Here is a 21243-nt window from a genome sequence, read left to right on the forward strand (position 1 = left end):
ATATTTCATTGATTCTGTGCAGTTCATCGAAAAATTTGCACCATTCATATAAGATACTAGATCCGGGAGGCGTTCTTTTTTTTCCCAATCGAATGCAAAAACCGGATTTATGCGAAGTATCTACTCTTTCCTTTTATTTGCTTTTTTAGTATTGATAGGTTGTTCTGACGAAACCCAAGTATTTCAGGATGCCGTAACATCGATGGATGTTATTACAAATGAAGTAGAACTTCAATCCAGTGTAAACTTTGATAAGAGTGGTGTACTTGATCTCAACAATTGGGAACTGGCCTCTCAAAAAAAGACACAGGCCGGAAACTATCCGCTAACCCTTGTCGCTCAGATCCAACCACCAGCCTACCAAGGTGTACAACAAATGACGGCCACTCATGTCGACATACACGACGATCTCATCTATGTTTCGTACAATACGCCTGACGCCGTTTACCAAGGAGCTATTGATATTATCAATATAGCCAACCCAGAAAGTCCTGTAGTACAATCCCGTGTTTACTTTACCAATGCCGATGTTAGTGCCTTGGCCTATCACAACAACTATGTCTTTGCTGTGGGTGGGGTGGACGCAGAGCAATCTGATCTGGCCCCAACGAATTCCTTTGTTGCCCGACTACCCATAGCCAATGGTCGATTCTCTTTAGGGTCTGGAGTAAAATTTGGCTTTCAAGAAGGTTTTGTTGCCACAGATGTTGGAATCAATACGCAGGGGATTTGGGTGAGTAGTGGACAGGATGGAAGTTTGACCCGCTACAATGAAGAATTAGAAACCCAAGCAGAAGCCTCTTTTCAGGATTTGCGGTCCCTGGCCATACGGGACGGGCAAATTGCCACTTTGGACGGCTCTTATGGTATTCGCTTGTTGAATTCAAATATGGAAACCCAGGTCGAAATCCCTGTCAACTTGAATTTTGGCCTAGCCGAAAAGAGAAGTATTTCTTTTGCAGAGGATAAAGTTGCTCTGGCAGAAGGCCGCAGCGGAAGTAGTCTGTACAACCTCGTCACCGGGCAACAAGAGGCAACAATTTCTATTCCAGTTAATCCAGAGGGTGTTGATGGAGGAGACCGGGTGACTAATGCCGCTGCTCTAAACCAGGAACTCTGGCTCATGGCCAATGGAGGTGCCGGTCTAGCCCTGATCGATAGGGAACGACAAAACGAATTTTTGGGCGTCGTAGAGCTTGAGGGATCGATCAACTATGTCGCTTCTCAAGGTGATTATATTTTTGCTGCTTCTGGCAGAGAAGGTCTGCAGATCATAAAATTAAATCGTGTTCTAGATTTTAACGCCTTGTGTGAAAACGCGGTTAACTATTCTGGTCCAAACAACATGATTATTGCTTCAGGTACTACAGAAGCCTACCGGGGTTCTAAATCCCTGCGATCAATGACAGTAAATGGTGATGTTCTTTTATGTGGCAATTATACTGTTCGCAATGAAGTTAACTTGAACGAGAACAGTTCTGTGGATATGCAAGGCCGACTTTATGTTGGGCGAAATAACAGACGCCAGAATCTACACCTTAAGGCCGGGGCTACACTTCGTATTTCCGGAGGGTTGGTGGTCTATGGAGATTTAATTCTCGATCCAGGGGCCCGTATCGAATTTTTAGAATCCAATTTCAACTACGCGGCGATCCGCGGTACGGTCCAGATGGCTGAAAGTTCTTCGGTACAGGGCAGTTTCCGAGATATCTGGAATAAATTTTAGCAGAGAATTCTAGTCGAGAATAGCGGCTACGGCCTGTTCTAAGGCTGCACCTCTGAGGTCCCTACCGATGATTTTACCTTCTTCGTTAAGCAAGAAGGCTTTTGGGATCGAAGATACATTGTACATTTTGGCGATTGGATCTTGCCAAGCCATGAGATTACTTACGTGATTCCACTCCAAACCGTCCTGGGCAATTGCTTCCGCCCATTCTTCCGCGTTTTTATCAAGCGAAACTCCGATCACGGTAAAACCCTTGTCTTTGTATTGTTCATAAACCCGCTTAACATTGGGGTTTTCCATTCGACAAGGCTTACACCAAGCAGCCCAAAAGTCAACGAGGGTCACTTTACCCCGTACTTCGGATAGAATCAGCTCATTCCCATCAGGGTCTGGACCAATGAAATCAGGCGCGATAGCCCCAACACTGATGGGCTTTTCTTTGTCTATAAAAACCTTGATCTTTTCTCCGATAGGGCGTCTTTTCAGGTCTTCATCTAAAAGCTGGTAAAGGCTGTCAACGGTGATTACCGGTAGACTTTTTCGGTTGACCAAATCCTCCATCAAGGTTAAGGACATCAAGGATTTAGGGTGATTTCCGATAAAGGTTTTTGCAAAATCCAGGTTCTTTTGAACCAATTCTTGTGATTCTTCGATCAAGGCTGCATAGGCCACTGAATCCTGAGCGTAGTAGGCCTTGCGCATATCATCACGCAGGGTAGTGCCAATTTCATTCATGGTTCGGGTTTGGTCCATGAATTCCATCAACCACTCATTCTGCTCGGTCCCTTTTACGGTCATATAGGCCAAACTGTCAATGGGTGATTTAAAACTGATCTCTGCATTTTCGAGGATTACAGGTGCAAGCGTTCCGCCGCGACGAGAATCGAATTTGAGGGTGTACAGGTCAACTTCTTCCACTTTGCCTGTAAACTCGAAGTGCTCATCGACGATCAGGGCCGTATCTATCGGTTGAAACCGACCTAAAGAATCCCGCTTTTGCAAATACACTTTCGTGCTATCGGTCAATACTCCGCTTACACTTCCTTCGAGTGTAAAGCCATCTTTATCATTTTGACATCCAATCAACAGAGCTAAAACCCCGATCCAAGGCATGATCTTCTTCATTCTTCTAATTTGTCTCAAAGGTAGCAAGTTTGGGCATTTTTTGCTCAGAATCGGCTTTTTTTCCGTCTCGAATTCCACTGTTGGTAATTATGATTTAATTTCGATTTTCTATGAGGGAAGCTGTGACCGAGAAGGATTGGAAATCGTTGGAAGACGATTTTAAAGGAGAAATTAAACGAGACGACCTGCACCGCCGTATCTACGCGACAGACGCCTCGGTTTACCGGCGGGTTCCTCAGGCAGTAGCTTATCCGAAGAACGAGGAGGACATCAACCGCCTATTGGATTTTGCACGGAAAACCCAAACGGGTATCATTCCAAGGACTGCTGGTACTTCTCTCGCAGGGCAATGTGTAGGGGAGGGCATTGTGATGGATGTGTCTCGGCATTTTACGCGAATTCTTGATTTTGACCCCGAGAAAAAGCAAATTTGGGTGGAACCGGGAGTGATTCGAGACGATCTCAATCGCTTTCTGAAACCCCATGGTCTCTTTTTTGGCCCCAATACCTCAACTGCTAATCGGTGTATGATCGGTGGTATGCTGGGTAACAACTCCTCGGGTACTACCTCCATTCGCTACGGGGTAACGCGAGACAAAGTAGTTTCGGTCAAGACCTTATTGGCTGATGGAAGTCAGGTAGAGTTTAAATCGGTCTCCAAGGCCGAATGGAAAAAACGGTCAGAGCAAGAGAATAGGGAAGGAGAGCTTTACCGCCGTCTAGAAGAACTCCTAGGAGAAGAAGAAACCCAAACCCGTATACGAGAGAACTTTCCAAAACCGGAAATTCACCGCAGAAATACGGGGTATGCCATTGATGAACTATTAGATACGGAAGTGTTTTCGGCTTCTAGTCAGCAGCCCGCTCACCTAGGGCAATTATTGGCCGGGAGTGAAGGCACGTTAGCCATTACCCTGGCCGTGTGTATTCAACTCGATCCCTTGCCACCGGTTGAATCGGCCATGGTGGTTACCCATTACCAGAGCCTTCAGGCCTGTTTGCACGACGTTAAACCCTTGATGAGTCATCACCTCTATACCTGCGAGATGATGGATAAGATCATCTTGGATTGTACCAAAAACAATATTGAGCAGGCCGAAAACCGCAAATTTGTGGAAGGAGATCCGGCTGCCCTCTTGATGCTGGAGCTTCGTGCAGATTCGCGATCCGGTCTTAAAGAGCAAATCGCGGCCTTGCAATCGACTATTCAGGATAACGGCCACGCCTATGCCAGCCCTGTGCTTTTTGGGGAAGAAGTCAATAAGGCTTTGTCTTTAAGAAAAGCCGGTTTGGGACTCTTGGGAAACATTGTTGGTGATCGCAAAGCAGTAGCCTGCATAGAAGATACGGCTGTCGCCTTAGAAGATTTGCAGCCTTTTATTGATGAATTTGCCTCCTTGATGGAGGATTTTGGCCAAGAGGCCGTCTACTACGCCCATGCCGGAGCCGGGGAGTTACATCTACGACCGATTCTTAACCTAAAAGAATCCGCTGATGTAGCTCTGTTTCGTCAAATAACCCAAGCCGTGGCAGAACTCACGAAGAAATACCAGGGAAGTTTTAGTGGGGAACACGGAGATGGAATTGTAAGAGCGGAGTTTATTCCACTGATGATCGGGGAAGAGAACTACGAACTCCTTCGCGAGGTGAAGCGGCTCTTTGATCCCCTCGGAATCCTGAATCCAGGTAAAATTGTGGATCCTTATCCGATGGATAAAGCCTTGCGTTACGAGGTCGATCGTCAGGAACCGGAGGTGCAATCCTTCTTAGACTTTTCAGACAGCCTCGGTATCGTTCGTGCGACAGAAAAATGCAATGGAAGTGGTGATTGCCGAAAGTCTGCGGAGGCGGCTGGCGCCATGTGTCCCAGCTACCAGGCAACACGAGAAGAAAAAGACAGTACCCGCGCCAGGGCCAATGCACTGAGAGAGTACCTCACCGAGCAAAACGCGGATCAGGAAGAACTCAAAGAAGTACTGGATTTGTGCATCAGTTGTAAGGCTTGCGCTCGAGAGTGTCCTAGTAATGTGGATATGGCGGTTCTCAAGTCGGAAGTACAATTTCAATACCAAGAATCCAAAGGCTATTCGACACGGAGTAAGGCATTTGCGTACAGTACCACCCTCAACCGGATGGCCAGTCGCGTGCCCTTTTTATCCAATGCCCTGTATAAGAATCCCTTGAGCTCTGGATTGATCAAAAAGGTCAATGGGATTGCACCCAAGCGAAAATTGCCCTTGGTGCACAAATTGGATTTTGAAAAGCTCAATAAACGCTTAAAAGCTCAGTTTTCGAAAACGGCGAAGAAGGAAGGGATCGTCTTGTACGTGGATGAATTTACCCGCTATATGGATACGCAAATTGGCCAAGAGGCGCTTGAGCTTCTTTGGGGCTTGGGCTATTCCGTGGAAGTGGTTTATGGCGAGAGTGGTCGAACATTCTTGTCCAAAGGTTTTCTTCGACAAGCCAAGCGATGTGCGGAAGAGAACCTCAAAACACTCACTCCTTATTTGGAGCAAGGAAAGCCTATTCTCGGGGTAGAGCCCTCCGCTTTACTCAGCTTTCGGGACGAGTACAACCGCTTCGGTTTACTCTCAGAACAAGTCCAAAAGCTTGCGAACAATAGCTTTTTGGTCGAGGAGTTCTTGGCCAAGCAGTTGGAAGCAGGGCATATGTCCCCGGAGCAATTCACCTCGGAAGAAAAAGAAATTCAACTCCATGTGCATTGCCACCAAAAGGCGCTGAGTGATTCCAAAGTCAGCTGCGATGTTCTAGGTATTCCGGCCAATTACAAGGTCCGTCTAATGCCCACTGGCTGTTGTGGCATGGCTGGGTCTTTTGGCTATGAAAAGGAGCATTACGAGGTCAGTATGAAGATAGGAGAGTTGAAGCTCTTTCCAAGGATTCGCAAGCTGTCCAAAGAGGTGATTGTTGCGGCTAACGGAACCAGTTGTAGACACCAAATAGAGGATGGGACCGGCAGATTGGGATTACACCCTATTCAAATCCTGAATCGCGCCTTAGTCTAAGTCTTTGGCTTTGGCTTTAGCTTCGTCTTTGTCGTCTTGATGGACCTCGATATTTTTTAGAAACTCTTCTTTGTTGGTTATGGTTGCAATGAGCTCATTCATATCCATTTCTTTGAGTTCCTCATCCACATAAAAGGGGGACAGCTTGTCGTGGTTGTAGTGGTATACTCTCCAACGTTTAAAGCTGTACTCTAAAGCGGTTAGGTTTTCTACCCAATCACCAGCGTTTAAATAGAGGGTTGAGCCATTTTTATTTTCAATAATCTCTTTTCGAGGTTGGTGGATATGCCCACAGATAACATAGTCGTATCCGTTTTCAATGGCCAACTCAGCCGCAGTTCGTTCAAAATTACTGATGTACTTCACGGCTCCCTTTACACTGCTTTTAATTCTTTTGGAAAGGGAGTATCGTTCTCTTCCCAATTTTTTGAGGCCCCAATTAACAGCGCTATTGATCATGATTAACATATCATATCCGTAGCCTCCAAGCTTGGCAAGCCATTTCGCATTTTGAATCGAAACATCAAAAACATCCCCGTGGAATATCCAGGCTTTTTTGCCACCATCCAGCTCCAAAACAAGTTTGTTGATGATTTTTATGTTGCCCATGTCGGTATCGGTGAATTTCCGCAACATCTCGTCATGATTGCCCGTGATGTAATAGACTTCTGTTCCCTTAGAAGCCATGCCGATAATCTTTTTGAGCACTTTGAGGTGGGAAGGGGGAAAATAGCGCTTGCTAAATTGCCAAATATCGATGATATCGCCGTTGAGGATGAGTTTTTTGGGCTGTATACTGCTCAAATAAGCGATGAGCTCGTCCGCCTGACACCCGTAAGTACCCAAGTGCACATCCGAGATAACCGCTAAATCTATCTTCCTCTTTTTCAACTTCTAATCATTTACCATGCAAAGTAAAAGCCCAAAATTCAAATGCGAATCAATTCTGAATCATTTAAACATGAGCATTCGGTTAAGCATAGATTACAGAAATATACCGATTGTTAAGTTAAAGTTAGCCCCTAGAAACGAGTTGTTTCAAAGAATTAAAATTTAAATTTGGCCTTCAAGTCTTTTTAAATGTCAGGAAATAGTTTTGGAACACTTTTAAAGCTGACAACCTTTGGTGAATCGCATGGCCCAGCTTTGGGCGGTATTCTCGAAGGATGTCCAGCTGGTTTGGAACTGGATGTAGAGGCCATTCAAAAAGAATTGGAAAGACGCAAGCCTGGACAATCTAAAATTGTCACCCAGCGCAAAGAACCAGACCAGGTGGTATTTTATTCTGGACTGTTTGAAGGGAAAACAACGGGAACTCCCATTGGATTTGCCATTCACAACACCAACCAAAAGTCCAAAGACTACAGCCACATCAAAGACAGCTACCGGCCATCACATGCCGACTATGTCTACGACAAAAAATACGGTTTTCGCGACTACCGTGGAGGTGGGCGCAGCTCCGCGAGAGAAACGGCTAGTCGAGTTGTCGGTGGAGCGATCGCAAAACAGCTCTTACCCGATGTAAAGATTCAGGCCTATGTATCTCAGGTAGGGGATTTGGGATTGACCAAAAGTGCTGAGGAGCTGGATTTGAGCCTGGTAGAGAGTAATCCGGTGCGTTGCCCGGACCCTAAAGCCGCAGCGCAAATGGAAACCTACATCAAAGAGATCAAAAAACAGGGGGATACCGTCGGTGGAGTCATCAGTTGCCGAATCACCGGAGTGCCCGTAGGGCTTGGGAGTCCAGTTTTCGATAAGCTGCACGCCCGATTGGGAGCGGCCATGTTGTCCATCAATGCCGTTAAAGGCTTTGAATACGGGAGCGGTTTTGAAGGAGCCAGAATGAAAGGCAGTCAGCACAATGATGCCTTCAATTCAGACGGCAGTACCCAGACCAACCACAGCGGTGGGGTACAAGGAGGGATCAGCAACGGAATGGACATCGTCTTTTCGGTGGCCTTTAAACCGGTAGCTACTCTATTACAACCCTATACGACCATTGATTCTGAAGGTAATACGGTGGAAACCCAGGGGAAAGGAAGACATGATCCTTGTGTTGTTCCCCGTGCGGTTCCTATTGTTGAAGCCATGGCCGCCCTGGTCTTGGCCGACTTTAGCCTGCTCGCTCGCACCGATCGTTTTGATGTGGATTGATCACAAAATGCTATCTTCCCGAGCACAACCACAAGAATTACTTAAATAAGATTTATGGCATTACACTGGAGAATATTAGTCGGAATGGTTTTGGGCATCGCCTTTGGTTTTGGAATGACCCAGGTGGAGTGGGGCCCAGGCATTGTAGCCGATTGGATACAACCTTTGGGAACCATCTTTGTCAATTTGCTGAAATTGATCGCTATTCCACTTATTCTTGCCTCCTTGATTAAAGGTATTTCGGACCTCAAGGATATTTCGAAGTTTCGAAACATCGGTGTGCGAACTATGCTCACCTATATAGGGACGACGGTCGTTGCCATTTCGATTGGTTTGATTTTGGTTAATGTCCTTAAGCCTGGAGACGGTATTTCTGAAGCCACGGTAGCCAAATTGGAACAAACCTATTCCAATGCTGCTGGAGTTCAGTCAAAATTAGCCGAAGCCAGCAAACAAAAAGACAGTGGACCTCTGCAGTTCTTGGTGGATATGGTTCCCAGCAATGCCTTTAAGGCCTTCTCGGACAACGGGAACATGCTACAGGTGATTGTATTTACGATTCTCATTGCCTTGTCGATGCTACTCATCGGAGAAGAAAAAGCCCGCCCACTTAAGGACTTTTTTGATTCCTTGAATGATGTGGTGCTGAAAATGGTGGACTTGATCATGCTGATGGCCCCTTATGCGGTTTTCGCTTTGTTGGCTAATGTAGTGGTTTCTTCCAGTGATCCCGATCTTCTCTATGCGCTACTCAAATACGCGGGTGTTGTGGTTCTTGGACTGCTCTTGATGATTGTATTCTATGTCACCCTGGTAGGGTTATTCGCTCGAAAGAATCCTTTCTGGTTCCTCAAGCAGATGAGCCCAGCGCAATTACTGGCTTTTTCCACCAGTTCCTCAGCCGCTACACTTCCCGTTACTATGGAGCGGGTAGAAGAGCATATAGGGGTCGATAAAGAGGTATCCAGTTTTGTGCTTCCCGTTGGGGCGACTATCAACATGGACGGAACCAGTCTTTACCAAGGTGTAGCAGCGGTTTTTATCATGCAAGTACTCTGGCCTGAAGGTTTGGCCTTTAGTAACCAGCTTTCCATTATTATAACAGCTCTCTTAGCCTCCATCGGTTCGGCCGCCGTTCCTGGGGCAGGAATGGTCATGTTGATCATCGTTTTGGAAGCAATTGGTTTCCCTGCAGATTTGTATCCGGTGGCCCTGGCCTTGATTTTTGCTGTGGATCGTCCTTTGGATATGTGCAGAACAGTCATCAATGTGACCGGTGATGCCACTGTATCCATGTTGGTCGCTAAGTCCGTAGGGAAACTAGGCAAGCCTAATGTTAAAAACTGGGACGATAACTACGATGAAGTAAAGTAAGGGCTAGAGGTCCAGAAATTTTGACTTCAGTTCCGGTGTTGGAATCATGCAACTTTCTTTTTTGCCGAACCAACGGTAGCGGTTTCGCGCCATGAAATCGTATACGATATCTCGAATCGAGCTTGGTACCCACTGAAATACAGCAAGTAGCCCCCATATTCCGGGCAATTGCTTTCCGATGGTAAGGGCGGCATCTGAACGCAGATAAAAGGCCTTCCCGGGTTGAATAAGGACCATGGAATCCGTGGTTTTTGGATCGATTTGGCGCTCGGCGAGGAGCTGTTGCCCCAATTCACTTTGCAAAGAGGCAAACCGAAAGAGGTCTTTGCGGTCTCTCTTTAAGATGAACTGCACTCCTCCAGAACACAGGTTGCATACCCCGTCAAACAGGACAATCTGTTGTTCTTCTTTTAATGTTCTGAGGGCTGAGGTCTTCATGAAGCACAAAATTACGACATCACAGGCTTTATTTTGCCGCTTCGACCAGTTCGAGCTGATCGACCTTTACATGGGTCGTAAAGAGCCCGTAGTTGACGATAGCTTTGCCTTTTTCTATGGCATCAATGGTCCCTGTGGTCTTTCCGTCGTAGAGGCGAACCCGGTCCCCGATTTTAAATACCACCTTTTTCTTTGGAGCGGGGGCTTCTTTTTTCTTTTTGGCTTCTTTTTTCTTCTCTTCCCGAATAACCTTGACCTCCTTTTGAATTTCTTGTTGGGCGACGGCTTTTTTCTTTTTTTCGGCTTTGGCCTGTTCGGCAGATTTCTTCTTGCGTTTGCTGTTCTCGGTTTCAACAATGCGCAGAACTTCTCCTATCAACTGCCGCTTCTTGTTGTCCCGGAAATAGCGCTCTGAGGCATCATTCAACTTATTACCCAATACAATCATGCGTTGGTTGTGGTCGTAGAGTTCTTGATAACTCTCCAGCTTCGCTTTGAGTTTGGCATTGAGTTTCTCGAGTTTCTCGGCTTCTTCACGAGCCTTGGATTCTTCGACCTGTAATCGATTCCCCGTTTTACTGATTTTGTGCCTCTCTTTCTGAAGTTTGGCAATCGTCGCGTCAAATCGGACCTTCCCGCGCTCAATTTTCTTTTTGGCTTTATTGATTAAGCCATAAGGGATCCCATTCTTTTGGGCCACCTCAAAGGTGAAAGAGCTCCCGGCCTGACCTAAAACCAATTGGAAGGTCGGTTCCAACGTTCTGCCGTCAAAAAGCATATTGGCATTCGTCGCATAAGGCAATTCGTTGGCGAGAATCTTGAGGTTGGAGTAGTGGGTAGTAATCACACCGAACGATTCCCTTTCGTAAAAGACCTCCAGAAAAGCCTCTGCTAAGGCACCTCCTAATTCCGGATCACTTCCCGTTCCAAATTCATCGATAAGGAACAAGGTATTGGGGTCGCATTGCTTGAGGAAAGACCTCATGTTTTTGAGCCGGTAACTGTACGTACTTAGATGATTTTCAATGGATTGGTTATCACCAATATCGGTTAGAATGCGATTGAAAATGCAAACAGAGCTCCGGGGATGTACAGGTATTAACAGACCACTTTGCACCATGACCTGCAACAGTCCAATGGTCTTCAGGGTTATACTTTTTCCTCCTGCATTGGGCCCAGATATAACAATGATCCGGTTCTCAGAATGCAGTGAAATGGTTTGCGGCCAGGTCTTGTCTCCTTTTCTTTTATTGGCCAGGTAAAGCAATGGATGGTAGGCTTCTTTTAGGTCCAGCTGCTTTTCTTGATTTATCTCGGGCAGTATAGCTCCCAAATCCTGCGCATATCGTGCTTTAGCAGCAGTCAGATCAATCTTGGCTAAAAAATGCTGTTGCTTGTCCAATACCTCTCGGTAAGGTCGAACGAAGTTGGTCAGCTCCTTGAGAATCCGTTGAACCTCTTCCTGCTCTTCAAATTCCAATTGACTCAAGGCCCGCGTATGGGTTAGGGTAGATTCCGGGATAATGTAGACAATGCTACCCGTTTTGGATGAACCCAATACAGAGCCCTTTACCTTTTTACGGTACATGGCTTTAACTGCAAGAACACGGCGATTTTCTACGACAGATTCTTTGATGTCATCGAGGAATTCTGCTGCCTGATAGCGCTGCAGGGCAGAACCAAAGGTGCTGTTGATCTTACCACGTACCTCGTTCATCGCCGCCCGAATATGGCGGAGGTTGGGTGAAGCACTGTCTTTTATTTCCCCGAAGCGGTCAATGACCTGTTCGATTTCTTTCGGAATCGGAGACAAATCGTTAGCTTCTTCCGATAGTAAAAAGAGTTGAGGGTAGTATTCCTTGAATTTCTTTAAAAACTTCTTCTGCACCACAACCGAAACACAGAGTTGGGAGATTCGCCGAAAACCGGCTACCTCTAAGGAGGTGTTCTCGATCTGAAGAAGTTTGAGTTCCTCTTTTATGGAATCAAAACCGTGATTGGGGATGCGGTTGTCGTTTTCGAAGGAAGAGAGGTACTCCGAGGTCTGTAGTAGCAGCGGTTCCAGAAGGGCAAAATCGTTTTGAGGATGCACTTCTTTCGCCCATTCCTTCCCCAACTCCGTATGGCAACGGAGCGAGAGTTCCTCGCGCACAGAGGGAAACTCTAAATCCTCAAGGGTTTTAACAGAAATGGTCGAAGGTGAATTCATAGCCCGGCAAAGATAATACACTCTGAGGGGGAAGACCGCAGAATTGCTAAGTTTGCTGCATGAATGTCAAAATTGACCCCAGCTGGAAAGCGTTGCTGTCTGCCGAATTCGAGCAAGACTACTTCCAGGAATTGACCTCCTTTGTCCGTGACCAATACCAGAATCATCGGTGCTATCCTCCCGGCAAGGATATTTTTGCTGCTTTTGATTTTTGTCCAGTAGATCGCTGCAGAGTTGTTGTTTTGGGGCAGGACCCTTACCACGGCCCCAACCAGGCTCACGGGCTGTGTTTCTCTGTAAAAGAAGGGACGAATCATCCTCCTTCATTGATTAATATTTTTAAAGAGATTGAAGTCGATCTCGGCATACCCTATCCAAAAAGCGGACAACTAGATGCTTGGGCCAAGCAGGGAGTTCTTTTGCTCAATGCCACGCTGACGGTACGTTCGGGAGAAGCCGGAAGTCATCAAGGTCGTGGTTGGGAAAGGTTTACGGATCGGGTCATTCAAGAACTTTCAACAAGCAAAAAGGGCCTTATTTTCCTTCTTTGGGGAGGGGTTGCGCGAAAAAAACAAAAATTAATTAACACCTCAGATCATCTGGTTTTAGAGAGTGGTCACCCTTCGCCTTTAAGCGCCAATAGGGGATATTGGTTTGGAAATAAGCATTTTAGTAAGGTGAACCAGGCCCTCGTTCAACGCGGAGAAGCTCCCATTGATTGGCAGGTAAAATAAGTTATTCCGGTTTCATTAGGAATAGCAGTTCTAAAATAGATTGAAATTTAGTACGTTTACTTCACGTTAAAGCAGTACGAAAATTCGTATAAACCATGAGGAGCTTACATTCCATTTTGCTGGTTGACGACGACGAAACGACCAATTTCCTAAACAAATTCTTTGTCAAACAATTGGACCCTGATTTAGAGGTGGAAATTGCTGTAAATGGTCAAGAAGCTTTGAATTATCTTGAAAATCTTAGTCCGGATCATGCAGGGGGTATGATTGTCTTAGACATCAACATGCCTGTGGTTAACGGTTGGGAATTTTTAAATGCTTTTGAATCCAAATTTCCTGAAGAAACTCACCAAAAATGGGTAATCGTCATGTTAACCGCGATCAACTCCGAAGAGGCAATATCCAAGGCCTTGGCGCATCCCAGAGTAACCGACACCGCGCAAAAGCCCCTATCAGACCTTAAGTTTAGAGCGCTGATCAACAAGCACTTCTAAGTGGGATTCCAAATATAATCTTCGGCGATCATGGGCTTGTCGAGAACATCTAGGCTCAACAGAATGTCTTGTACCTTGTTCCATTCTGTAGGCTGAAAAGCAGATTGGCTCCATTCTGTTAAGGAAAGCCACTTTTGAACCTGCTCTAATTCCAATCCATAAGCATTGGCCAAGCTGTGTTCGATGCTAGGGATGCTTTTGAACTCCTCGGTATAACGAGAAAGTATTCGCTGCATGCTGCTTATGACTCCTGCATTCTTGTCGGCGTGTTCTTTTTGAGCCACCCACAAAAAGCAAGGCCAGGGAGTAGGGAAGTCATACTGCCTTTCTAACAAACCTTGTTCCACATAGGGATTGGTCGTGAAATGCTCCCACATGAAGTAGGTGCCGGGTTGCTCTTTAAGGTATTCTAGAGCCCCAGACAAGTGTTGTACGATGACAAACTGCTCCTTTTTGAGTTCAATACCTTGCTGAAGCCCCATGACTTTAGCCATTAAGTGGCTTCCACTACCAAAACGACTGATGGCAATCTGTGCCTCCGAAAGAGGAGGAGCGGGTTCGTCCTGGAGTAAACCTGTGTGAACTCCCCATAACAAAGGGCTTTGAACGTAGACTTGAATAATCTTTAAAGGAACTCCCATTCCTGCAGCTCTCAAGGTACCTTCTGTAAGCATGAGCGCCATATCCGTTTCGCCTTCCCGAAGCATATCGGTCATTCTGCCGGTCCCTTCCGGTACGTCCGTCCAATGCAGTTCAATTCCCGCTGCTTCAAAAGCGCCTTCCTGAATAGCTAAATGGAAAGGGTAATTAAAATGTTCCGGTACCCCGGTAATACGCACCTTTTTCATTCGCTGGATTTGGTTTTTAGATACTCGTAAATCTCCAACTGAGAACGTATAGCAGTTCCTTTTGAGGACCTGTAGTAGTCGTTGCTGTCTTCTCGATCCAGGATTCTGGCCTTGACATTGTCCTGAATTTGTATGTCCAGTATGTCCAAAAGCTCATTTTTAATTACGGCTTGGTATATTGGAGTTAAAACCTCGATCCGTCGATCAAGATTACGGGTCATAAAATCTGCGGAACCCATAAAAACTTTGTCTTTACCGGCATGTTGAAAATGATATATTCGGCCGTGCTCTAAAAAGCGATCGATAATACTGGTCACTACGATGGGTTGTTCCCCGGGCAGTAATTCACTTTTTTTCTTTTGTTTGAGACATGAGAATCCTCGGATTAGCAAGCGTACAGGCACCCCTTTTTCAGCAGCCTTCTGCAGGGCTTCAATCATGACACTGTCTTCAAGGCTATTCATTTTTAAAGTGATCCCACTGGGTCGGCCTGCTTCGGCTTCATCCGCCTCAAAACGAATGAGCTCCAATAGACGAAAACGAGTGGAATAGGGCGATACAAGCAGGTGCTTGACCTTGGGAAAGAGCAGCTTTTTTTGAAGTAATAAAAAGACCTGTTCAAGATCCTTAGTAATACCCTCGTGAGAGGTAAATAAGCCGTGATCACAGTATAGACGGGCGGTCTTGGCATTGAAGTTCCCGGTGCCAATGTATCCTAATCTTTGGATTTGACCCTGCACTATACGTGTCACCAAAGCTATTTTGGAGTGTACCTTGATTTGAGGTACACTGAAGATAACCTCAGCTCCTGCTTCCGCAAATCGCTTGCCCCATCGAATATTGTTTTCTTCATCAAATCGTGCCTGGGCTTCAACAAAAAGGACAACTTTCTTACCGGTCGCGATGGCCTGCAAGAGGGCATCAGTCAATGCGGAACTTTTTGCTATCCTGTAAAGTGTCATTTTAATGGATTCTACCTCAGGGTCGATTGAAGCTTGTCTAATTAAGGCTTCCAAGTGATCGAATCGCTGGTAAGGAAAATGGATGAGCTCATCCCTCCCAAGCAAATGTGCAAAAAGGCTTTCATCAAGGGGGAGATTAGGGTGGTCCAGTGGAGGTAATTCCGGGTAGAGTAAGCCATCTGTCGATTTTGGCTGAGGAAACCCAAAGAAATCCGAGATGTTATGGTAGCGTCCACCTTTGACCAAATCGGCTTCACCCAGCTCCAGTTGAGCACTTAATTCCTGGATAATTTTTGGAGGAGTATTGCGGTCGTGTAAAAAACGCGTTGGCTGGCCACTTTTTCTTTTATCGAGAGAGTTGTGGATCTTTTCGACTAGGGCAGCATCCGTATAATCGTCATCCAAATAGAGTTCTGCATCCCGTGATAGCTTAACTGAATAGGCTCTTTCGATAAATTCACCTGGAAAAATTAAAGGCAGGCAAAGCCGAAGCACGTCATCCATAAAGATGACATCGTGTTGCTTACTTGGCAAAACGAGAAAACGGCCTAGAGATTTAATGGGTATAGGAAGGAGAGCGAGTCTTTCAGGACGTTCAACGACCAGGTAAAGACCTCCATCTTTCAATTCTTCGGGATTAGCTGGCAGGATTTCGATTTCGTCTTTGAGCTCGCCTTCAAAAAACTGCTTGACAAAGTAGATTTGCTCTTCGCTCAATTCCGTTTCGTTTTTGAGCTTGATCCCCACCTTTTTTAACTCGAGTAGGGTAGCCTCAATGGTATTGCCAAAGCGTTCTTGCTGAAATTGTATTTTTTCAAGAATCTTTTGAAGTTGTTTGCTTCCTTTGAGTGCCAGCTTTTTACGGAGTTCTTTATCGATATCTTTTACTTGTCGCATCTGAGAAACGCGCACCTTAAAAAATTCATCCAGGTTGGAAGAAAATATGGCCAAAAACTTTAACCGCTCCAAAAGGGGTACCGTAGGATCTTCCGCTTCTTGCAGAACACGTTCATTAAAGTAAAGCCAATTGTAATCCCTGTTTTTAAAGCCTTTCATTCCTTGGGTTTAGTTGGAACAAAAGTAGGAATTGCGACTATAACTTATGGATGCGCTCGCTGTCGTTGTTGTACAGGAAGTTGTATTTCAACGCACCCCCAAGATAGGTTTCGTTGTTTCTCAAAAAGGCGTAGTAGTTGGTTTGTCCTTCCAGAACCTGCATACCTTTTTTACTGAGTTTAACCGGATTAAAAGAGGTGAAGAGGGGTTTTAAGCGTCCCATCATCCGATTGATTTGTGAGTCTCCGTAGCCGTAGGGGTTCTCTTCTTGCAGAACAGCCCCAACAAATTCTATTTTAGAAGCCAACTCTTTTTCCTCCGCGATAGACAAAACTTGGTTTTCGAAACTATTCAGGCCATTGCGAAGGGAAGGGAATCGGCGTAAATGCGCTTGAACGGCTTCTTCTAGGTAGTCGAACTGGTAATTCCCAAAGTCTCCTAAGTTTTCCAAACGCATGGGGTTGTCACTGCAGTACAACTGCCAAACGTAGTCTGCGTACTCAATATCATCTTGACTCAACTCGACCCTATTGTCATACAATTGTCGTAGTTGCTCGTCAGAAAGCTCACACAAAGCAAAAAGACGGTCTTGCCCTTCTTGTTCACCGCTGCAAACCAAGGAAATCTGGGCATGCCGACGGTGGGTTTTTAGCCAGCTGATCACCGCTAACATATTGACTTGGCAAAAAAGATCATATTCAAACCACAGCACAATTTGATCTTGTTGCTTGTGGTTACAAAGGGATCGGTATTCTTTTAAGGTCTTTTCTACAAACCAGGATTTGCTGACCTTGTAATTCTTGTTGAGGAACTCAAATCGCGTCTTCCAAAAGGATTCACTGCCAACAGAGCTCAGGGTCTTTCCTTCACACAGCATTTCACGCCATGTAATGATATCACCGTCTAAGTTCAACTGCTTTAGCTTTTGAGTAAAACTATCCCCGTTCGTGATGTGTAGAATGGAATTCATCGACACGTAGTTTAAGTGGTTAGGTATGGCTTTCGCACGATTTGTAGCTGCTAAATGTAAAATTATCAGGAAAAAAACAAAAGCAAATAATACAAAACCTTGATAATGAGCCCCAATATTTACTAATAACGTAAGAAATCAGGGTCAAAATATGAGGAATTCTTAACCTCCGACACGTTTTACTGCGAATCCTGATTTTTGAAGAAAATCCATGATTTGGTCTCGATAATCCCCTTGAATAATGATTTCTTCGTTTTTGATCCCACCACCGACATGCAAGTATTTTTTCAGGGCCTTCGCAAGGGCTTTGAAGTCTTTATCGGCACCATTGTAGCCCGCAATAATGGTTTGTGGTTTTCCTTTTCTCTTCTCGTATTTGCACAACAGGGGGTCATCCTGAAGCCAAAAGTCCGGTGAAGAGACCTTGTTGTCCTGTTCTTTTTCCGGTTCGTGGTCCGGAAACAGTTGTCTAAGTTGGTCTTCTAAATCCATGACTTTATTTAAGCAAGCCGAGTTCTCTTAGACGTTCGTTTAAGAAGTCCCCCGCGCTGATGTCTTCGTAAAGCTGCGGATGCTGATCGTCAACACAATTGTCCAAGCAGTTCAAAGGCATGGTGGCCTTTGGGTGCATAAAGAAAGGGATGCTGTAGCGTGACTCGGACCATCCGGCCTCTGGTGGATTGACCACCTGGTGTACAGTTGAAAGCAGACGGTTGTTGGAGAGACGCGAGAGCATATCGCCTACATTCACCATCAATTGATCCTTGGAAGCGATGGCTTCGATCCAATCTCCTTGCCTGTTCTGAACTTGCAGCCCCCTTCCATGGGCGCCCATCAACAGGGTGATCAGGTTGATATCGGTATGGGCCGCTGCACGGACCGCCTTCTCGGGTGCCTTCGTCAGAGGTGGATAATGGATAGGGCGTAAGATGGAGTTTCCTTGGCTCACCCATTGATCGAAATAGGTTTCTTCGAGTCTCAGGTGCAAGGCCAGGGCCCGTAACATATAAAGAGCAGTTTTTTCCAGTTGTTGATAGACTTCTTTTCCGACTGAATTAAAGGCCGGTAATTCATCCACGGTTATATTGGCCGGATACAGGTAGTCCTCTGGAGCAACTTCCTCGTATTGACCAAAGTGCCAGAATTCTTTCAAGTCTCCAACTGGGGCATTTTGAGCCTTTTCTTTGCCATAAGAGGTGTAGCCACGCTGCCCGGCAAGGCCTTGGATTTCGTAATTTGATTTGATCGATTGAGGCAGATCAAAAAAGGCCTTGATCTGGGTATACAAGTCTTCGCTGAGCTTATCGCTCAAAAAGTGTCCGCTGATGGCCACAAAGCCAATTTCTTCAAAGGCAGAACCCAGTTGTTCAACAAATTGCATTTTTTTACTGTGGTCGTCCGACAGGAAATCTCGTAAATCCACCGAAGGAATCTGGTTCATTGCGTATTTATTAGGCCTTTCAAAGGTACGGAAAGATCTCTCTTTGTTAGGGTGTCAAGGAGATTCTGTTTAATTTTCGCTGCGAATAAGAAATGGAGAAGTTTCGCGCTTCATAACCCTACGGAAAATGAGATACAACCGATCCAATCTCGACAAAAAAGTACTGTTGCAACTCTATAAAGGGATGCTGAAACCTCGTATGATTGAAGAGAAGATGCTGGTCCTGCTTCGGCAAGGCAAAATCAGTAAGTGGTTTAGTGGTATTGGCCAGGAGGCAGTATCCGTAGGAGTTACACAAGCACTAAAAGAAGACGAATACATCCTCGATGCACCGCAATCTGGGGGTGTTTACCTCTAGAGAAGTACCCCTTTGGAAGTTATTTGCCCAATGGCAGGGCAAGGCCACAGGATATACCAAGGGCCGGGACCGAAGTTTTCACTTTGGTACACAATCCCACAAAATTGTCGGGATGATTTCTCATCTGGGCCCGCAATTAGGGGTTGCCAATGGAATCGCTTTGGCCGAAAAGCTTCAAGAGAGTTCCAAACTTGCCGTCGTTTTTACAGGAGAAGGTGGAACCAGTGAAGGGGATTTTCACGAAGCCCTGAATGTGGCCTCCGTCTGGAAGCTCCCCGTGATCTTTATCATCGAAAACAATGGCTATGCCCTTTCCACGCCCACTGAAGAACAGTATGCTTGTAAGCAGCTCAGTGATCGGGCGAAGGGTTATGGCATGGAATCCCGACAATTGGACGGAAACAATGTTGTAGAAGTGTATTCCAAGCTAAAGAGCTTGTTTAAGGATGTCCGAAGACGTCCTCGACCGGTCTTGGTCGAATGCATGACCTTTCGGATGAGGGGGCATGAAGAAGCCAGTGGAACCAAGTATGTCCCTGAAAAATTGATGAAGAAGTGGGAGAAAAAAGATCCTTTGGTCAATTTTGAACGCTTTTTAAAAGAAGAAGGCCTGCTCAATTCAAAAAAGAGTGAAAAGATAAGAGCCGAAATCGCAGCGGAAATCGACGAAAATTGGTCCAAGGCCATCGCTCAACCCGAAGCGACCTTTTCGGAAGCCGAAGAAATTCAGGATGTATACGCCCCGCATCGTCCAGAGCCTGTATACGCCAATGGAGGATCCTCCACCTTGCGCCTGATCGACGCGGTTTCGGACGGTTTGAGACATGCCATGCGTCGATTTAATGATCTAGTGATCATGGGGCAGGATATCGCGGAATACGGCGGTGTTTTTAAGGTGACAGAAGGCTTTATCGAAGAATTTGGCAAAGGCAGGGTCCGCAATACACCTATTTGCGAGTCCACCATCGTGTCTGCGGGAATGGGGCTTTCTATTTCTGGAATGAAGGCTGTGGTCGAAATGCAATTTGGAGACTTTGTCAGTTCTGGCTTTAATCCTATCGTTAATTATTTAGCCAAAACCCATTACCGTTGGGGGCAAGCCGCTGACGTGGTGGTGCGGATGCCCTGTGGAGCAGGAGTAGGGGCAGGTCCGTTTCACTCCCAAACAAACGAGGCCTGGTTTACGAAAACCCCTGGACTTAAAGTCGTTTATCCAGCATTTCCTTATGATGCGAAAGGCTTGTTGATTTCTTCCATTGAAGATCCCAATCCGGTGCTCTTCTTTGAACACAAAAAACTGTACCGCAGTATTTCGGAAGCGGTACCCGATGACTATTACAACCTGCCTTTGGGCAAGGCACGCCTGGTTCGAAAGGGAGATCGCATGACCCTGGTTACTTATGGGGCAGGTGTCCACTGGGCCCTGGAAGTACTGGAGCAACATCCTGAGCTTCAAATCGATTTAGTCGATTTAAGGACACTCGTGCCTTTGGATATGGACAGCATTGAAGAATCCGTTCGCAAAACCGGAAAGCTCCTCATCGTTCAGGAAGACAGTCTTTTCGGCGGATTAGCCAGTGAGATTGCGGCTCAAATTGGGGAACGCTGTTTTCAGCACTTGGATGCACCAATTAAACGCTTGGGTAGCCTGGATACTCCAATCCCTTTTGCCAAAAGCTTAGAGGCCGGTTATTTACCGCAGAATCGCCTTAAACAGGCTCTGTTGGATCTCTATCACTTCTAAAAAGGGTCAAAAAAGACGAAATCTTCTGTTTTTGAGTGTCTTAAACAATTTTTGAGGGGGTACTGACGTATATACTAGTACGAGAACCCTTTCTTATGAAAACACTACTGCCCCTTATTCTGAGTCTGCTTACCGCAGTATCCACAACAACATCCTCGAATTTTCGCTCACCAGAAGGCAATTGGCAACTGGAGTACGCCCTTATTGAAGGAGAACGAAGCTTATTCGAAAAAGAACTATTTGGCTTAGCCGATGAACTCTGTTTAAAAAGTAGCCGCTGGTATTTTAGAACAGGCTCTAAAAAGGACGGTAGTATTGTTTTGGCTCCGAGTCCGCTGTGTTCAGAAGGACAACAAGATTTTCGCTGGAAAATGAAAAAGGGAGCTAAAAAACAATCCCAACTCCTACTGACGATTGGGAAAGGCAAAGAACAAAAGGAGTATCTCTTTGATTTACTGCCTAATACCGTCGAAGACCACCTCTATTTACAGTATTGCCGGGGGAAAGAAGAAAAAGGAAATGCCCTGATCCTTTCTCTTCGCAAGGAGTGATTCTGCCCGAAATGGCCTATCTTTCCTACA

The 21243-nt window shown here is 45.8% G+C and carries 16 protein-coding genes and 1 pseudogene; 8 read left to right on the forward strand and 9 right to left on the reverse strand.

Features of this window, described 5'->3' with window-relative positions:
* The first annotated feature begins 109 nt into the window (after positions 1-109).
* Complete coding sequence (locus BST99_RS03850; protein WP_105000625.1) at positions 110-1726, forward strand: LVIVD repeat-containing protein; 1617 nt, start codon at positions 110-112, stop codon at positions 1724-1726.
* Between the two features lie 9 nt (positions 1727-1735).
* Here BST99_RS03850 and BST99_RS03855 read toward each other — a convergent pair whose 3' ends face one another.
* Entirely contained in the window at positions 1736-2851 is a 1116-nt protein-coding gene (locus BST99_RS03855) for a TlpA disulfide reductase family protein (protein WP_105000626.1), read from the reverse strand.
* Positions 2852-2961: 110 nt separating this feature from the next.
* On the opposite strand from BST99_RS03855, the gene BST99_RS03860 reads away from it, so the two are divergent.
* Positions 2962-5880 (forward strand): FAD-binding and (Fe-S)-binding domain-containing protein, encoded by a 2919-nt coding sequence (locus tag BST99_RS03860; protein ID WP_105000627.1) that lies wholly within the window; start codon positions 2962-2964, stop codon positions 5878-5880.
* Here the strand turns inward: BST99_RS03860 and BST99_RS03865 are convergent.
* On the reverse strand, positions 5872-6771 hold the full coding sequence (locus tag BST99_RS03865; protein WP_105000628.1) for a UDP-2,3-diacylglucosamine diphosphatase: 900 nt from the start codon (positions 6769-6771) through the stop codon (positions 5872-5874). The genes BST99_RS03860 and BST99_RS03865 overlap by 9 nt on opposite strands.
* Positions 6772-6960: 189 nt before the next feature.
* Here BST99_RS03865 and aroC point away from each other — a divergent pair, with 189 nt between their 5' ends.
* The gene (gene aroC / locus BST99_RS03870; protein WP_105000629.1) at positions 6961-8034 is read left to right on the forward strand and encodes a chorismate synthase; all 1074 of its coding nucleotides are present in this window, start codon (positions 6961-6963) and stop codon (positions 8032-8034) included.
* A 45-nt stretch (positions 8035-8079) separates the two neighbouring features.
* Positions 8080-9408, forward strand: coding sequence for a dicarboxylate/amino acid:cation symporter (locus tag BST99_RS03875; protein ID WP_105000630.1), 1329 nt, complete (start codon positions 8080-8082; stop codon positions 9406-9408).
* Between the two features lie 3 nt (positions 9409-9411).
* On the opposite strand, the gene BST99_RS03880 is transcribed toward BST99_RS03875, so the two are convergent.
* Both BST99_RS03880 and BST99_RS03885 read right to left on the reverse strand, forming a co-directional pair.
* Positions 9412-9846, reverse strand: coding sequence for a thiol-disulfide oxidoreductase DCC family protein (locus BST99_RS03880; protein WP_105000631.1), 435 nt, complete (start codon positions 9844-9846; stop codon positions 9412-9414).
* 28 nt (positions 9847-9874) lie between these two features.
* Complete coding sequence (locus BST99_RS03885; RefSeq protein WP_105000632.1) at positions 9875-12055, reverse strand: endonuclease MutS2; 2181 nt, start codon at positions 12053-12055, stop codon at positions 9875-9877.
* Between the two features lie 59 nt (positions 12056-12114).
* On the opposite strand from BST99_RS03885, the gene ung reads away from it, so the two are divergent.
* Positions 12115-12789: a uracil-DNA glycosylase gene (ung, locus tag BST99_RS03890; RefSeq protein ID WP_105000633.1), complete on the forward strand. Its 675-nt coding sequence runs from the start codon at positions 12115-12117 to the stop codon at positions 12787-12789.
* A 95-nt stretch (positions 12790-12884) separates the two neighbouring features.
* A complete protein-coding gene (locus BST99_RS03895; protein ID WP_105000634.1) occupies positions 12885-13283 on the forward strand; it encodes a response regulator in 399 nt (132 codons plus the stop codon).
* Here the strand turns inward: BST99_RS03895 and BST99_RS03900 are convergent.
* The 5 genes from BST99_RS03900 to BST99_RS03920 form a co-directional block, all read right to left on the reverse strand.
* Positions 13280-14131 (reverse strand): ABC transporter substrate-binding protein, encoded by an 852-nt coding sequence (locus tag BST99_RS03900; protein WP_105000635.1) that lies wholly within the window; start codon positions 14129-14131, stop codon positions 13280-13282. The genes BST99_RS03895 and BST99_RS03900 overlap by 4 nt on opposite strands.
* Positions 14128-16149 carry a polyphosphate kinase 1 gene (gene ppk1, locus BST99_RS03905; RefSeq protein ID WP_105000636.1) on the reverse strand — a complete coding sequence of 674 codons (2022 nt, stop codon included), beginning with the start codon at positions 16147-16149 and terminating at the stop codon, positions 14128-14130. The genes BST99_RS03900 and ppk1 overlap by 4 nt, the downstream gene beginning before the upstream one ends.
* A gap of 37 nt (positions 16150-16186) precedes the next feature.
* A complete protein-coding gene (locus BST99_RS03910; protein ID WP_105000637.1) occupies positions 16187-17119 on the reverse strand; it encodes a DUF1835 domain-containing protein in 933 nt (310 codons plus the stop codon).
* A gap of 162 nt (positions 17120-17281) precedes the next feature.
* A complete protein-coding gene (locus BST99_RS03915; RefSeq protein WP_105000638.1) occupies positions 17282-17611 on the reverse strand; it encodes a translation initiation factor in 330 nt (109 codons plus the stop codon).
* 4 nt (positions 17612-17615) lie between these two features.
* Entirely contained in the window at positions 17616-18560 is a 945-nt protein-coding gene (locus BST99_RS03920; protein ID WP_105000639.1) for an isopenicillin N synthase family dioxygenase, read from the reverse strand.
* A gap of 127 nt (positions 18561-18687) precedes the next feature.
* On the opposite strand from BST99_RS03920, the pseudogene BST99_RS03925 reads away from it, so the two are divergent.
* Together BST99_RS03925 and BST99_RS03930 are read left to right on the forward strand one after the other, a co-directional pair.
* Positions 18688-20662: pseudogene (locus BST99_RS03925) on the forward strand (alpha-ketoacid dehydrogenase subunit alpha/beta).
* A 95-nt stretch (positions 20663-20757) separates the two neighbouring features.
* Entirely contained in the window at positions 20758-21213 is a 456-nt protein-coding gene (locus BST99_RS03930) for a hypothetical protein (protein ID WP_105000640.1), read from the forward strand.
* Positions 21214-21243: the final 30 nt, after the last annotated feature.

Source organism: Aureicoccus marinus (genome assembly GCF_002954325.1).
GTDB classification, from domain to species: Bacteria; Bacteroidota; Bacteroidia; order Flavobacteriales; family Flavobacteriaceae; genus Aureicoccus; species Aureicoccus marinus.

Coding starts and splice junctions, on each gene's coding strand:
- BST99_RS03850 (WP_105000625.1), top strand. CDS start 110: ATGCGAAGTATCTACTCTTTCCTTTTATTTGCTTTTTTAGTATTGATA.
- BST99_RS03855 (WP_105000626.1), bottom strand. CDS start 2,851: ATGAAGAAGATCATGCCTTGGATCGGGGTTTTAGCTCTGTTGATTGGA.
- BST99_RS03860 (WP_105000627.1), top strand. CDS start 2,962: ATGAGGGAAGCTGTGACCGAGAAGGATTGGAAATCGTTGGAAGACGAT.
- aroC (WP_105000629.1), top strand. CDS start 6,961: ATGTCAGGAAATAGTTTTGGAACACTTTTAAAGCTGACAACCTTTGGT.
- BST99_RS03880 (WP_105000631.1), bottom strand. CDS start 9,846: ATGAAGACCTCAGCCCTCAGAACATTAAAAGAAGAACAACAGATTGTC.
- BST99_RS03885 (WP_105000632.1), bottom strand. CDS start 12,055: ATGAATTCACCTTCGACCATTTCTGTTAAAACCCTTGAGGATTTAGAG.
- ung (WP_105000633.1), top strand. CDS start 12,115: ATGAATGTCAAAATTGACCCCAGCTGGAAAGCGTTGCTGTCTGCCGAA.
- BST99_RS03895 (WP_105000634.1), top strand. CDS start 12,885: ATGAGGAGCTTACATTCCATTTTGCTGGTTGACGACGACGAAACGACC.
- BST99_RS03900 (WP_105000635.1), bottom strand. CDS start 14,131: ATGAAAAAGGTGCGTATTACCGGGGTACCGGAACATTTTAATTACCCT.
- ppk1 (WP_105000636.1), bottom strand. CDS start 16,149: ATGAAAGGCTTTAAAAACAGGGATTACAATTGGCTTTACTTTAATGAA.
- BST99_RS03910 (WP_105000637.1), bottom strand. CDS start 17,119: ATGAATTCCATTCTACACATCACGAACGGGGATAGTTTTACTCAAAAG.
- BST99_RS03915 (WP_105000638.1), bottom strand. CDS start 17,611: ATGGATTTAGAAGACCAACTTAGACAACTGTTTCCGGACCACGAACCG.
- BST99_RS03920 (WP_105000639.1), bottom strand. CDS start 18,560: ATGAACCAGATTCCTTCGGTGGATTTACGAGATTTCCTGTCGGACGAC.
- BST99_RS03930 (WP_105000640.1), top strand. CDS start 20,758: ATGAAAACACTACTGCCCCTTATTCTGAGTCTGCTTACCGCAGTATCC.